Annotated in this window: 8 protein-coding genes; 4 read left to right on the forward strand and 4 right to left on the reverse strand. The window is 70.4% G+C overall.

The window, feature by feature from the left end; all coding sequences use genetic code 11:
- Positions 1–28 precede the first annotated feature (28 nt).
- Positions 29–2,107: a M3 family metallopeptidase gene (locus M0L44_RS04450; protein WP_252768454.1), complete on the forward strand. Its 2,079-nt coding sequence runs from the start codon at positions 29–31 to the stop codon at positions 2,105–2,107.
- Here the strand turns inward: M0L44_RS04450 and M0L44_RS04455 are convergent.
- Complete coding sequence (locus tag M0L44_RS04455; RefSeq protein WP_252768455.1) at positions 2,014–3,681, reverse strand: DEAD/DEAH box helicase; 1,668 nt, start codon at positions 3,679–3,681, stop codon at positions 2,014–2,016. The two genes, M0L44_RS04450 and M0L44_RS04455, sit on opposite strands and share 94 nt — an antisense overlap.
- A 505-nt stretch (positions 3,682–4,186) precedes the next feature.
- Between M0L44_RS04455 and M0L44_RS04460 the strand changes: the two genes are divergently transcribed.
- A complete protein-coding gene (locus tag M0L44_RS04460) occupies positions 4,187–6,388 on the forward strand; it encodes a TonB-dependent receptor plug domain-containing protein (RefSeq protein ID WP_252768456.1) in 2,202 nt (733 codons plus the stop codon).
- 33 nt (positions 6,389–6,421) lie between these two features.
- Here the strand turns inward: M0L44_RS04460 and M0L44_RS04465 are convergent, their stop codons facing one another.
- Positions 6,422–6,658, reverse strand: a complete 237-nt coding sequence (locus M0L44_RS04465; protein WP_252768457.1) for an RNA-binding S4 domain-containing protein — start codon at positions 6,656–6,658, stop codon at positions 6,422–6,424.
- Positions 6,659–6,987: 329 nt separating this feature from the next.
- Here M0L44_RS04465 and rsgA point away from each other — a divergent pair, with 329 nt between their 5' ends.
- The gene (gene rsgA / locus M0L44_RS04470; RefSeq protein WP_252768458.1) at positions 6,988–8,073 is read left to right on the forward strand and encodes a ribosome small subunit-dependent GTPase A; all 1,086 of its coding nucleotides are present in this window, start codon (positions 6,988–6,990) and stop codon (positions 8,071–8,073) included.
- A gap of 16 nt (positions 8,074–8,089) precedes the next feature.
- Here rsgA and M0L44_RS04475 read toward each other — a convergent pair whose 3' ends face one another.
- The gene (locus M0L44_RS04475) at positions 8,090–10,585 is read right to left on the reverse strand and encodes an alkaline phosphatase D family protein (RefSeq protein ID WP_252768459.1); all 2,496 of its coding nucleotides are present in this window, start codon (positions 10,583–10,585) and stop codon (positions 8,090–8,092) included.
- Positions 10,586–10,673: 88 nt separating this feature from the next.
- Positions 10,674–12,707, reverse strand: coding sequence for a S9 family peptidase (locus tag M0L44_RS22070; RefSeq protein ID WP_290429034.1), 2,034 nt, complete (start codon positions 12,705–12,707; stop codon positions 10,674–10,676).
- Positions 12,708–12,793: 86 nt separating this feature from the next.
- Between M0L44_RS22070 and M0L44_RS04485 the strand changes: the two genes are divergently transcribed.
- A complete protein-coding gene (locus tag M0L44_RS04485; protein WP_252768460.1) occupies positions 12,794–14,086 on the forward strand; it encodes an MFS transporter in 1,293 nt (430 codons plus the stop codon).
- Positions 14,087–14,261: the final 175 nt, after the last annotated feature.

Consider the following 14,261-nt stretch of genomic DNA (forward strand, 5'->3'; position numbering starts at 1 on the left):
GAAACGCTTTCGACCAGAAGAGACTTCGATGAACACCAAGAACAACCCCTTGCTGTCCCCCTGGTCCACGCCCTTCGGGCTGCCGCCCTTCGATGAGATTCGCCCCGAGCACTTCGTGCCGGCCCTGCAGGCGGCCATGGCCGAGCAGCGCCTTGAACTGGACGCCATCGGGGCCCAGGCCGAGCCCCCCAGCTTCGAGAACACCGTGGCGGCCCTGGATCGCTCGGGCGCCTGGCTCTACCGCCTGGACGCGCTGCTGTCCAACCTGACGGCCTCGGCCACCTCACCAGCCTTGCAGGCGGTGCAGCGCGAGCTGGCCGCGCCGCTGGCCGCGCACGACAGCGCGGTGAAGATGCACCCCGGGGTGTTCGCCCGGCTGGATGCCCTGCACGCCCAGCGCCACAGTCTGGGCCTGGAGCCCGAGGCCCTGCGCCTGCTGGAGCGTCTGCACCTGGACTGCGTGCGCGCCGGCGCCCGCCTGGGGCCGCAGGCCCAGCAGCGCTACGCCGCCATCATGCAGGAGCTGGCCACGCTGTGCACCCAGTTCGCCCAGAACGTGCTGGCCGACGAGGCCGCCTACCAGCTGGTGCTGCGCGGCGAGGACGATCTGGCCGGTCTGCCGGATTTCGTGCGGGCCGCGGCCCGTCAGGCGGCCGCCGAGCGCGGTCTGGATGAGGCGGCCCATGTCATCACCCTGAACCGCTCGTTGATCGAACCCTTCCTGACCTATTCCGACTGCCGCGACCTGCGCGAGCAGGCCTGGCAGGCCTGGAGCCGGCGCGGCGAGATGCCGGGTGAGACCGACAACCGCACGCTGATCCAGCGCATCCTGGTGCTGCGCAACGCCCAGGCGCGCGAGCACGGCTTCGACAACTACGCCGACTACGTGCTGACCGACAGCATGGCCGGGGCGCAGCGGGCGGTGCGGCAGCTGCTGGGCGAGGTCTGGCAGCGTGCCCTGCCGGCGGCCGAGCGCGAGCGCCAGGCCCTGATCGCGATGATGCGCAGCCATGGCGTGCAGGGCGAGCCCGAAGCCTGGGATTGGCGCTACTGGTCGGAGAAGGTGCGCCAGGCCCGCTATGACATCGACGACGCCGAGGTGAAGCCCTATTTCTCGCTGGAGCGCATGGTCGAGGCCCTGTTCGACTGTGCCCAGCGCCTGTTCGGCGTGCGCTTCGAAGTGCGGCCGGAGGTGCGCGCCTACCACCCGGATGTGCAGGTCTACGAGATGTTCGACGCCCAGGGGCGCAGCGCCGGGCTGTTCCTGCAGGACAACTTCGCGCGGGCCACCAAGCGCTCGGGTGCCTGGATGAGTGACTTCGCCTACCAGTCGCGCAACCGTGGGGTGGACCGGCCCATCATCGTCAACAACAACAATTTCGCCAAGGCCGCGCCCGGCCAGCCCACGCTGCTGTCCTTCGACGACGCGCGCACGCTGTTCCACGAGTTCGGCCATGGCCTGCACGGGCTGCTGTCCAACGTCACCTACCACCGGCTGGCCGGCACCCAGGTGCTGCGCGATTTCGTGGAGCTGCCTTCGCAGTTGTTCGAACATTGGCTGGGCGAGCCCGAGGTGCTGCGCCGCCACGCCCGCCACTGGCAGACGGGCGAACCCATCCCGCAGGCGCTGATCGACCGTCTGCAGACGGCACGGCGCTGGGGGCAGGGTTATGAGACGGTGAGCTACACCGGCAGCGCGCTGGTGGACCTGGAGATCCACGCGCTGAGCGACCCGGCGGGACCGGGCGATGTGGTGGCCTTCGAGCAGGCCACGCTGCGGCGGCTGGGCATGCCGCCGGCGGTGGGCATGCGGCATCGCTTGCCGCATTTCCAGCATCTGTTCGCCGGCGCGGGCTATGCCGCGGGCTACTACGTCTACCTCTGGGCCGAGGTGCTGGACGCCGATGCCTTCAACGCATTCGTTGAGGCCGGCAACCCGTTTGATCCGATGGTGGCGCAGCGCTTGCTGCGCCACATCTACGCGGTGGGGGACACAGTGGACCCCACCACGGCTTACACGTCCTTCCGGGGACGCTTGCCGGCGTTGGAACCGTTGCTGGCAAAGCGCGGCTTGTTGCCGGCAGAGGCCGGCTTGCCGGCGCCCTGACGCGGGCCGCGGTTGCCTTCCCAGCCGCCTTCGCGGCGGGCTTCGAACGGGGCGCGCTGCGGGCGGTCGCCACCCTCGCGGCGCTCGAAGGCCGGGCGATCGGCGCGCGGGGCGCGATGCTCGAAGGGCGCGCTGTCGCGGCGCTCGAACTGACCGCCTTCGCGGCGCTGCTCGAAGTGGCCGCCGTCACGGCGTTCGAACGGACCGTCCTGACGACCGAAGGCCGGACGCTCCGAGCGCTGCTCGAAGGGGCGGTCGTTCGGACGGCGGTCACGCGGGGGGCGTGCGCCGTAGCCCTGGCGGTCCTGCTGGCCACTGAAGCCACCGCCGAAGCCGCCACCAAAACCACCGCGACCGCGGGGGGCACCGCCACGCGGCGGGCGCTGGTTGAAGATCTCCGGCGACGGCCGGCTCGGCTCCAGGCCTTCCACCGTGGCCACCGGGATGGGCTGGGTGGTGTAGTGCTGGATGCGACGGATCATCGGCACGTCACGGCGCTCGGCCAGCGTGACCGCACGGCCTTCGCGGCCGGCACGGCCGGTGCGGCCGATGCGGTGCACGTAGTCCTCGGCCTTGAGCGGCAGGCCGTAGTTGATGACGTGGGTGATGGTGGGCACGTCAATGCCACGGGCGGCCACGTCGGTGGCCACCAGGATGCGCAGCTGGCGGCTGCGCAGGCCTTGCAGCACGCGGTTGCGGCGGCCTTGCGGCATGCCACCGTGCAGGGCGGCCACGCGGTGACCCATGTCGGCCAGACGGTCGGCCAGGAAGTCGGCATCCACCTGGGTGCTGGTGAAGACCACGGCCTGGTCCACCGCGTTGTCGGTCAGCAGGCTGTCCAGCAGGGCCTTCTTGTGGTCCAGGCTGTCGGCCCACATCAGTTGCTGGGTGATGTTCTCGTGCTTGGCGGTGTGGCCGGCGATTTCGATGCGCTCGACGTCGTCCTTCTGCAGGCGCTGGGCCAGACGGCCGACTTCGCCGTCGAAGGTGGCGCTGGCCATCAGGGTCTGGCGCTTGGCGGGCAGTTGCTCGGCAATGTGCTCGATGTCCTCGATGAAGCCCATGTCCAGCATGCGGTCGGCCTCGTCCAGCACCAGCATCTCGACGTTGTCCAGCACGGCCTTGCCGCTCTGGATGTGGTCGATCAGGCGGCCCGGGGTGGCGATCAGGATGTCCAGCGGGCTGCGCAGGGCCTTGAGCTGGGCGGGGTAGGGCACGCCGCCGACCACGCTGGTCACGGTCAGCCAGGGCACGTTGCGACCGTAGTCGGAGGCGGCCTTGGCCACCTGCATCGACAGTTCACGGGTGGGCACCAGCACCAGGATGCGCGGGCCCTTGATTTCGCCGCGCTTGGGCTTGTTGGCCGGATCCTTGCGGGCCTCGAGCACGCGCATCAGCGCGGGCAGCACGAAGGAAGCGGTCTTGCCGCTGCCGGTGGAAGAGCACACGCGCAGGTCGCGGCCTTGCAGGGCTGCGGGGATGGCGCGGGCCTGGACTTCGGTGGGGTTCTCGTAGCCGGCGGTGCGAACAGCGCTCAGCAGGGTCTCGTCGAGACCCAGGGATTCAAAACTCATGATCAACCTTGGAGAGCACCGGTCAACCCACGGAAGGCAGGCTGAAAACGGCGCGGTGGGGCAGTAAAAGGCATCGCCACCGACCGCGCTGGGCCAACTGCAAAAGCAGCCTGCCCGGCTCTGCTGAACTACCCCGCATGCCGAAGCGCGCAAGGCAAAAAACCGGAGGGTCGAAGGGGATGTGCGAAAGGCGGCTTGAACCGGTTCAGGACCAGATCAAGTCCGCAGGAGCGGCCAGATGGCTCCGGCAAAAGACCAACTCACACAGAAAGACCAGAAGGAATCCAGTCCGTGGCGGTCAGCATTTTTGCTCCAAGCCTGAGATTCTATCAGCTTGTGTCAGTTTCGACAAACTGGGAACTCGGTCGGACTTCACAATTCACAGCAGACGCGTGTCGCTTCGCCTGTGCGAAGCCCGCCGCCGCCCGATGCGCGTCGTTCCCGCATCCCAACAGAATCCGAGGCCTTCTTGTCGTCCACACCCCTCCGGCGCCCCCGTCCGGCCATGCGTCTTTCCCTTCTGGGCCAGAGTCTCGCGGCGGCCGGCCTGCTGATCAGCCCCCTGTGCAGCTTGGCGCAGTCGACGCCCACTGCCACGCCGGCGCCGCCAGCATCGGCACCGGCGCAGACGGCTCCGCCGGCCAGCCCCACGGTGCAACAGATCCAGATCAACGGCAACAAGCTCAGCGACGTCGAGGAGCGGCGGCGCTCCACCGCGGCCAAGATCATCGTCGGACGCGACGAGATCGAGAAATTCGGTGACAGCACCGTGGGCGACCTGCTCAAGCGCCTGCCGGGCGTCACGTTGTCGGGCACACCTGGGCGTGGCGGCAACATCCGCATGCGCGGCCTGGGCGGCGGCTACACCCAGATCCTGCTGGACGGCGAGCGGGTGCAGGGCGGCTTGTCGCTCGACTCCATCGACCCGGACCAGATCGAACGCATCGAGATCCTGCGCGCGCCCACCGCCGAGACGGGCGCCCGGGCGATCGCCGGCACCATCAACATCATCACCCGCGACGGCTTCACCAAGCGCCGCAACGATGTGCGGGCCAGCATCGGCCTGGAAAATGGCCGCGTGCAGCCGCGGGCCTCGTGGTCGCGCGAAGACACGCTGGGGCCGATGAACTACAACGTCACGCTCTCGGCCTTCCGCTTCGACCGGGCCGATGCCAGCCAGGTCCGCACCGTCAACGACACCGACGACCGCACCGAGGACAAGCGCTCCAACAGCACCCGCAACGGGGTGCACCTGGGCAGCAAGTTCCAGTGGAAGTTCGAGGATGGCGACACACTGATGCTGATGCCGATGCTGGTGTACTCCAGCGGCAGCAGCCATGGTGACTCGAGCTTCGAGCCTGGGGCCCTGGGCACGCTGCCCTACAGCGCCAGCAGCAGCAAGACGGACAGCGAGTTCTCGCTGGCGCGGGTCAACAGCCAGTGGCGCGGCCGGGCCGGCGAGGGCAGCCTGGAGCTCAAGGCGGGGGTGGGCCAGTCGCGCAACCTCAGCCACAGCTGGACCACCGAGTTCGACAGCGAGCAGGGCGGTGACCCACTGGAGGACGACCGCTCACAGGGCGTGGAGCGCACCGGCAACGCCAGCGCCAAGTACAGCCTGCTGCTGGAGAACGACCACAGCCTGGTCACCGGCTTCGAGAGCGAGTACGCGCGCCGCAACCAGACCAGCCAGCAGCTCACCAACGGCGTGCCCGCCACCGCCGACTATGGGGATGACTACCTCGCCAACAGCCTGCGGCTGGCCGGCTATGCGCAGGACGAGTGGAACATCAGCCCGCAGTGGGCCGCCTATGCCGGCCTGCGCTGGGAGGGCATCCGCACCCAGAGCCAGGGCAGCGACGATGTGAACCACAGCAACCTCAGCAGCGTCTGGACGCCGCTGCTGCATGCGGTCTACAAGTTCGACCCCAAGAGCCGCGACCAGATCCGCATCAGCCTGACCCGCAGCTACCGCTCGCCCGACCTGAGTGACCTGATCGGCACGACCTGGCTGGCCAAGGGCACCAATTCCGAGACCAACCCGGACAAGGCCGGCAATCCGAACCTGAAGCCCGAACTGGCCACCGGGGTGGACCTGGCCTACGAGGTCTACCTGGACGATGGCGGCATGCTCAGCGCCAACCTGTTTGCGCGCCGCATCAGCAACCTGATGCGCACCCTGACCACGGCCGTGCCGCAGGGCGATGGCAGCACCCGCTGGGTGGCCCGCCCGCAGAACATCGGCAACGCCTCCACCCAGGGCATTGAGCTGGAAGCCAAGTTCCGGTTGACCACCTTGTGGGCCGATGCGCCGGCGGTGGACCTGCGCAGCAACGCCAGCCTCTACCAGTCGCGCGTGGACGGGGTGCCCGGGCCGGACAACCGCCTGAGCCAGCAGGCCGCGGGCTCGCTGAACCTGGGGGCCGACTACAAGATCCCGCACACCCCGGTGACGGTGGGCGGCAACGTCAACTGGACGCCGGGCTACCGCACCCGCCTGTCGGAGAACCAGTGGGCGTTGCAGAGCCCCAAGCGGGTCGTCGACCTCTACGGGCTCTACCAGATCTCCCCCAATGCCCGGGTGCGGCTGAGCGCCAGCAACCTGGACCCGCGCGAAGTGGAGACGGCCAGCACCGTGGGCGATGAAACGGCCACCACGCTGTCGCGCAGCTACATCAACTGGGCGCTGCAGCTCGAGATGAAGCTCTGAGCGCGGGGTGGACTCCGGACCCCGGGCGGGGGCTTAGCCCTCGCCGGTTTCCGTGTCGGCCACCACGTGCACGGCCTGGTCGCCCAGCGTGACGCGCTGGCCTGCGCGGATCTTGCAGGTCTTGCGCAGTTCCACCTGTCCGTCCACCTGCACGTCGCCCGCGGCAATCAGCTGCTTGGCCGTGCCGCCGCTGGGGGCCAGGCCGGTGGCCTTGAGCAGGGCGTCCAGGGGGATGTGCTCGCCGCGCAGCGGCAGTTCGATCTCTTGCATGCCAGGCATTGTGCTTGACAAGCTCCGGTGACCGGGCGCAGAGTGCGCCTCTCATCTCATTCATCAACCCCTCAACCCGCAGGAGGACGACCATGATGCACCGCACAGATCTTTCCCACCCTGCCGTGGCCCGTTGAGCGCCGGTTGATTCTTCTCGCGGGTGTGCCATCCGCGTCGCCCCACCGGGGCACCTTCCTCCCGCTTCCTTCCGGTCACGGCCCCTTCCGCCGTCACGCGTGCGCCCGTTGGCGCCTGCGCGTCTCTCGACCCTGTGCGCCTTGCGCGCACCCGGGCGGGCCCCCCGTGGCCGGCCCACGGAAGCGACTCCCATGTTCGACTCGAACGACTTCGACGCCTTGCGTCGTCTCGGCCTCCAGACCTCTCTTGTTTCCCAGGCCCTGGGCCTGTCCACCCAGGACGAAGAGCGCCTGATGCGCGTCGTCGAGGTGCAGCGCGACCGCTGCACCCTGCACGACGGCCACCAACTCCACGAGGCCCGGCTGTGGCCCGCCCTGCAGGCGCGCCTGCAGGTGCAGGGCGAGGGCCTGACCGTCGGTGACTGGGTGCTGGCCCGCCCGGACGGCTGCGGCGGCCAGTGGATCTCGGCCCAGCTGCCACCCGACCACCGCCTGGTGCGGCGGGATGCCAGCGGGCACCGCCAGGGCCTGGTCAGCCATGTGGACCATGCCTTGCTGGTGATGACCTGCGGGCACGACTTCAACCTGCGCCGCCTGGACCGCTACCTGGCCCTGGTGCGCCTGGCCGAGGTGGACCCGGTGGTGGTGCTCACCCAGGCCGACTGCCATGCCGATCCGGACGCCCGCGTGCGTGCGGTGCATCAGCACCTGGGGGCAGGCGCGCTGCAGCCCCCGGTGCTGGCGGTGGACGGGCGCCAGGCCCAGGCGGCCCAGGCGCTGTCGCCCTGGCTGGCGCCGGGGCGCACCCTGGTGCTGCTGGGCTCCAGCGGAGCGGGCAAGAGCACGCTGCTCAACACCCTGGCCGGCCATGGCGCTGACGATGCGCAGCCCACCGGCGCCGCGCGCGAGCACGATGGCCGCGGACGCCACACGACCACCGCGCGCTCGCTGCACCTGTGTCCCTCCGGGGCCTGCGTGATCGACACACCGGGCCTGCGGGGCCTACAGCTGGATGCCGACGAGGCCGATCTGGCGCGCGCCTTCGACGACATCGCGGCGCTGTCGCACCACTGCCGCTTTCGCGACTGCCAGCACGAGGAGGAGCCCGGCTGCGCGGTGCGCGGCCGGGTCTCGCCCGACCGCCTGCTGAGCTGGCACAAGCTGCAGCGCGAGGCGCGCCGGCATGAGCAGGACGCCTTGCAACGGCGCGAGCAGCTGTCGGTGTGGAAGGCGCGCAGCCGGGCCACGCGCGAGGTGATGCGGCTCAAGCGGGGCTGAGCCGCATCGGCCTTGTTCAGCTCACCGTGACGGCCGCGGTGCCGGCCGTCACCACCGCGGTGGTGGTGCGGGCGATGACCGAGGTGGCCGGGGCGCTGCTGCCCACCAGCCGGTTGACCTGGCGGAACTCGCAGCTCAGCTGCTGGGCCGTCAGCGTCACCACCGAATAGCCCTGGGCGTCGGTGTTGACGTGCTGCAGCCAGGGGTTGGAGTTCAGCCCGGCCAGCTGCTGGGCCAGCCCCAGCAGCGTGGTGTTGAAGCCGCTGTCGGCCTTCAGGGCGGTCAACACCGTGTCGGTCGTGCTGTCCAGCGCGGCCTCGGCCATGCCGGCCTGGGCCAGCGCGCCGCGCAGCCGCACGCGGGCTTGCTCGGCCAGGCTGTCCAGCGTGGGCGTGGCCTTGCCCATGGTGTAGTCCAGCAGGTTGAAGGGCACGCTCAGGGGGCCGGCCGACGTCGGAATGGACAGGGTGTAGACCACCAGCGTGGCCAGTTCGGCCGACAGGTCGCCCACCGCGCTGCTGAGGTAGGAGAAGAAGGAGTCCGAGCTCATGCCCGCGGTCACCAGGTCCACCATCACGTCCTGGCCCGTTTCGGCGTCGTAGTCGTCGCGCACCGTGCCGGCGAAGAAGGCGTGGATGTCACCGGTCAGCGCCACCACGTTCTGGATGGCGTGGTCGCGCAGAAAGCCCATCATCGACTTGCGCTCGGCGTTGTAGCCGTCCCACTGGTCGCAGTTGAGCAGGAACTTCTGGAAGTAAGGCGCCAGACTGGTTTGCAGGCCCGCGGCGGTGATGAAGCTGGAGCCGACCCCGTGGGCCTGGATGTCGGGTTGGATCAGGCCGAAGGCGATCACCTGGGCGGCCGCGCCCGCCTGGGCCGTGCTGCCCGCGGTGGCCGCTGACTTGGCGGCACCGTAGGCGGCCACGGCGATGCCGGCCTGGATGGTGTTCAGGCCCGCGCCCACGGCGGCGGTGGCCAGGTCGGCGCTCGTCGCGTCGGCGGTGGCGATGGCCACGGCCGCGTTGGTGGCCGTGGTCTGGCTGGCGCCGGCCGTCATGGCCGCCACCAGGGCCGCCGCCACCGTCACGCTGCCGGTGCTGCTGGCGGCGCTGCCGATCTGGGTGGCCAGGGTGCCGATGGCGTTCAGGGCCACCAGCGTGGCGATGGCGTCGGTGCCGTTCAGGCCCATGCGCAGCAGCGAGACTTCATTGCCCCACAGCTTCCAGGTGGTGGTGGCCTGCTTCATCGTGTCCTGCCACCAGGCACGCTGGGTGGTGCCCAGCATGGACACGGGGGCCAGCGGGTCGGCCGCGCCGGCGGACTGCGTGGCCGCCATCTTGGCGGCGGTGGCCGAAGCGATGGTGGCCGCCGGCACCATGTAGCGCGAGCCGATGCTGGAGCCCACGGCCGCCTCGGGGAGGGTGTGGTCGGCGCGGTAGAGGCGCTCGTCGGTCATGGCCAACTGGGCCAGGTTGCCGAACTGGAAGCTGCGGTAGATCTGGATCGCGTCGATGCTGCTGCTGTTGGCGTCGTAGCTCACATCGGCCGGCATGAACTCGAACCAGGCCCGGTTGGCGTGCAGGCGGCGGGGCGTCTGGCGGGTGTTGTCGGCCGCCCCGGTGGCGGCGTCGTAGGTCCCCAGGTCGTAGGTCTCCGCGTCCTGCCAGCAGTCGTCGCTGAACTCGTGGTCGTCCCAGATGGCGATCATCGCGAAGCGCTCATGCAGGGCCTGGATGCGGCTGTCGCTGCGGTAGGTCTTGTAGAGGTAGCGGTAGTCGTCCAGCGCATTGGCGTACTTGCCGCTGCTGCCGTCGGCCTTGGTAGCGCCCTCGGGCAGGGTCATCGCGGCATGGCGGCTCTCCACCAGGCCGGTCTGGAAGTCGGCGCCCACCGTTTCGTAGATGTAGTCGCCCAGGTGCAGGAAGAAGTCCAGGTCGGTTTCGCTGGCCACCAGGTGCTCGTAGCCGGCCCAGTGGTTGATGCTCCAGTCCTGGCAGGTGATGAAGGCGAAGCGCAGTTGGTCCAGCGCCGCGCCGCTGGCCGGGGCGGTCTTGAAACGGCCCACCTTGGAGCGCACGGCCCCGGCGGTGAACTGGTAATAGTAAGTCGTGGCCGGGGACAGGCCGGTCAGCTTGTGGCGGATGGTGCCGTCGTAGTCGGCATAGGCCGTCAGTTTCAGGTCGGCCAGGGCCGTGCCGACCAGAGGACTGTCGCTGCCCAACATGGCGCCGTTGTCCGCGGCTGTCACCACCAGGCGGATGGCGACGTCCGAGCCACCCTGCAGGGACGCGGCGTCATCCACGCTGCTGGGTGACACCCGGGTCCACAGCACGATGCTGTCGGGCCGCGGGTCCGCCGAGGCCACGCTCTGCGGGAACTTCCAGTTGGCGCCGGTGGCTTCGGGGGTGCTGGGGTCGTCCCCGTTGCAGGCGCTCAGCCCGGCAGACAGACCGGCAGTCAGGGAGGAGACGGAGAAGAAGCTGCTCAGCTTCAGAAAGCGACGGCGATCCATGGGTCATGCTCCGGAAAAACAAGGGCCCGCAGCGGCGGGCAGCGGGCCATGTTTGCCGGCGACGGTGACCGTCGCGTGACGGGAGTGCTCAGTTTTGCGGCTTGAGCAGCGTCTGCTGCATGAACAGCACCGTGGCGTAGAACTGGAAGTCGGCGTTCTCCTTGCGCTGGAAGCCGTGGCCTTCGTTCTCGGCGCGCAGATACCACACGGGCACGCCGTTGGCACGGGCCTTGGCCACGATCTGCTCGGCCTCGGTCCAGGGCACGCGCGGGTCGTTCTTGCCCTGCACCACGAACATCGGCTTCTGGATCTTCTCGGCGTTGGCCAGTGGCGAGATGCGATCCAGGAAGGCGCGCATCGCCGGGTCGCGCTCGTCGCCGTACTCCACGCGGCGCAGGTCGCGCCGGTAGCTCTCGGTGTTGTTCAGGAAGGTGACGAAGTGCGAGATGCCGACGATGTCGATGTTGCCGGCGATGCGGTCGGCGTAGTGCTCGGCCACGGCCAGGCTCATGTAGCCGCCGTAGCTGCCGCCGGTCACCAGCACGCGGCTCGGGTCCAGGTCGGGCTGGGTGGCGATCCAGTCGAGCAGGGCGCCGATGTCCTTGACCGAGTCCTCGCGCTTCATGCCGTTGTCCGCGGCCAGGAAGGTCTTGCCGAAGCCGCTGGAGCCGCGCACATTGGGCTGGATGAGGGTGACGCCCAGTTCCTGCACGTAGTAGTTGCCCCGGCCCAGAAAGCCCACGCTGGCCTGGCCCTCGGGGCCGCCGTGGATGGCGATCAGCACCGGCCGGCGGCCCGGAAAGCGCTGCGGGTCGGCGCGTGAGATCAGGCCCGAGATGCTCAGGCCGTCAAAGCTCTTCCAACGCACCACCGCCTGGCGGGCGAACTGGCGGGGGTCCACGCCTTCCGGGGTGCGCGCCTCTGTCCATTGCTGCACCTGGCCGCTGGCCGGGTTCAGGCTGTAGAGCTGGCTGGGGCCGGCGCTGCTGTTGAGCGAGAAGGCCAGCTCGCGGCTGGCCGGGTGGAAGCTGGCCTGCCCCACCGTGCCTTCCGGCAGGGCGGGTTGCGGCACCTCGCTGAGGGTGCGGCTGTCCACCAGGTGCAGCACCTCGCGGCCGTCCTCGTTGGCCAGCACGGCCAGCAGGTCCCCTTCCTCGGTGCTGCTGGCCAGGTCCAGGTCCCAGGGGATGCTGAGCTGCGCCGGGCGGAGCTGGCCACTCTTCAGGTCCAGGCGCAGCAGCTGGCGGAACTCGCCACGGGCGTCGCTGGTCAGCAGCAGGCCCTGGCCGTCAGGCTGAAAGGCCTGGGGGAACCAGGTGGTGGCGGCGGTGTCTCCGGCCTGGGGCAGCAGCTGGCGCTTCTCGCCGCTGGCCAGGTCGAGCAGCCAGACCTCGGTGCGGTTGGCCGACAGGTAGTGCAGCAACGCCACCTGGCGGTCGTCGGGCGAGACGGCCTGGGCCTCCCAGCCCGTGCCGGGCAGGGTGGCGACGGCGCGGCGGCCCTCGGGGTGCAGCGGGTCGCCCAGCCAGAGCGTGGTGTCCACGCTGGCGCGGCTGCCGCCCGGGGCCGTGCGGTCCAGCGGCACCGCGGTGTAGAGCAGGCGGGCCGGCGGCGCCTCTGCGCCCGGGGCGGTGTTGCCGTGCAGCCAGACGTTCATGGCGTAGCGCTGGCCGGGCTCCACCAGCGGGGTCACCACGCGGGTGTCCAGGTCCAGTCGGTAGAGCTGGTCGGCCTCGTTGCCGCCGGCCGCGCGCTGGAAGACGATGTAGCGGCCGTCGCGCGGGTCGTAGCGGCCCACCCGCACCGGGTCGGCGAACTCGGTCAGGGCCTCCGGCTCGGCCATCGGGCCGCTCAGGCGGTAGAGCTGCGGTGTGCTGGCGCCCTGGGCGCGGTGGCTGATCAGCATCTCGCGCCGGTTCGGATGCCAGTCGACGAAGCTGTCGCCGCTGAACTCGGTGTACTTCTCCACCGCCTTGACCAGGCTCATCGGCACCGGCGGAATGCCTTGCACCACCAGGTTGGGGTTGGGCGCCAGCAAGCCGCTGTCGGCGGAGGGCAGCGAGCTGCAGGCGCTGGCCAGCAGCGCGGTGATCAGGCACAGGGCGGTCGTCGTGTGGCGCATGGGGTGGACGCGTGACAGGAACGGAGGAGGGCCGCGTCCCGGTTGGGGATGGCCCGCATGGACTCCGGAATGTACCGTTCCGGCCCATGAACGCCAGCCCCGTCCCGCCCGAGCCGCGGTTTGCCCTGCCGGTGGCCATGCGCTGGCTGCTGGGCTGCGACGCCCTGATGCTGACCGCCTGGCGGGCCGGCCAGGTGGCCTTGCCCTGGTGGGTGCTGCAAGCAGGGGGGGCCCGGCACCTGGCGCTCTATGCCGTGTCGGCGGGGGCGATGAGCCTGCTGGCCATGCCGCTGCTGGCTCCGCTGGGGGACCGGTTCGGCAAGCGGCGCCTGGTGGCCCTGGGGCTGTGGGCCATGGCGCTGCAGGCCGGCGGCCTGGCCGCGCTGTGTCTCACCGGGCGTTACAGCCTCGCGGGGGTGCTGCTGCTCACCGCCTGGGGCATGGGGGCCTTTGCCGTCATCACCCCGGCCGCGCTCAGCGTCACGCCCGAGCTGCTGCCGCCGGCCCAGCTGACGCGGGGCCTGGGCCTGCAGAAGAGTGCCCAGGCCATCGGCCGCGTGCTGGGTCCGGTGCTGGCGGGCTCGGTGCTGGGCGTGGCCGGCGTGGGCATGGCGCTGGCGCTGTACCTGGGGCTGATGCTGGTGGCGGCCGCGATGGCCCAGCAGCTGTTGCGCCACGGCGGGCTGCCGCCGCCCACCGCCGGCGAGGCGCCGCGGGCCTGGTGGCAGGCGTTGCGCAGCGGCTGGCAGGTGAAGTGGGCGATGCCCCTGGAGCGCTACTGGACGCTGGCGACCTTTGTGGTCAGCCTCTTCGTGCAGCTGGGCATGGGCCTGCTGTTGCCGCTGAAGGTCCAGTCCCTGGGCTTGGGCGGGGGCTGGCTGGGGGCCTGTGAGGCCGCGCTGGCGGTGGGCGCGCTGGCCGCTGCGCTGGGCGGCTCGGGGGCCCTGGTGCGGCGTTGGGGCCGGCCGGTCACCAGCTACGGCGCGCTGGCCGGCCAGGTGCTGGCGCTGGCCGGGCTGGCCGGGTTGCGGCAGGGGCCGTGGCTGCTGCCGGTGCTGGGCCTGCTGGGCGCCAGCGTCACCACGGTGCAGTTGGTGGGGCAGACGCAGCGCCTGCTGGCCGTGCCACCGCATTACCGGGCCCGGCTCACCGCGGTCAACCTGACGGTGATGCAGGCCGCGGCGGCGCTGGGGCCCGCCCTGGCGGGCTGGGGCCTGCAGCACGCCGGGGTGGATGTGCTGTATGCCGGCGCGGCCTTGGGCACCTTGCTGGGCCTGGGCGCCTACCTGTGCATCCCGGGCTACCGGGCCTTTTTGAGCCTGCCGGCCGAGGCCGCTCAGGGGGCCTACCAGCGTCGCCATCCCGGGCTGTTTCGCTGAATCGGGCGGTATCGGCGGCGGCCAGGGCTCTCTGGATGGGGATCGACCCTGTCGGCATTTGTCCGACAGCCTGCCGCGTGCGTGCGCCGACAGCCGGCACCGGCCCGCGCCGATGTTGCCCCCGGGGGTGTCTGCCTAGAGTTTCGGTCATGGCATCCGCCCCTGGGTGCCGGGA

The sequence above is a fragment of the Ideonella oryzae genome, assembly GCF_024055665.1.
GTDB classification, from domain to species: domain Bacteria; phylum Pseudomonadota; class Gammaproteobacteria; order Burkholderiales; family Burkholderiaceae_C; genus Ideonella; species Ideonella oryzae.

What these genes read in the sequence shown, in the direction of transcription:
- M0L44_RS04465 (WP_252768457.1), bottom strand. Translation starts at nt 6,658, where the DNA reads ATGCAAGAGATCGAACTGCCGCTGCGCGGCGAGCACATCCCCCTGGAC.
- rsgA (WP_252768458.1), top strand. Translation starts at nt 6,988, where the DNA reads ATGTTCGACTCGAACGACTTCGACGCCTTGCGTCGTCTCGGCCTCCAG.
- M0L44_RS04450 (WP_252768454.1), top strand. Translation starts at nt 29, where the DNA reads ATGAACACCAAGAACAACCCCTTGCTGTCCCCCTGGTCCACGCCCTTC.
- M0L44_RS04485 (WP_252768460.1), top strand. Translation starts at nt 12,794, where the DNA reads ATGAACGCCAGCCCCGTCCCGCCCGAGCCGCGGTTTGCCCTGCCGGTG.
- M0L44_RS04455 (WP_252768455.1), bottom strand. Translation starts at nt 3,681, where the DNA reads ATGAGTTTTGAATCCCTGGGTCTCGACGAGACCCTGCTGAGCGCTGTT.
- M0L44_RS04460 (WP_252768456.1), top strand. Translation starts at nt 4,187, where the DNA reads ATGCGTCTTTCCCTTCTGGGCCAGAGTCTCGCGGCGGCCGGCCTGCTG.
- M0L44_RS04475 (WP_252768459.1), bottom strand. Translation starts at nt 10,585, where the DNA reads ATGGATCGCCGTCGCTTTCTGAAGCTGAGCAGCTTCTTCTCCGTCTCC.
- M0L44_RS22070 (WP_290429034.1), bottom strand. Translation starts at nt 12,707, where the DNA reads ATGCGCCACACGACGACCGCCCTGTGCCTGATCACCGCGCTGCTGGCC.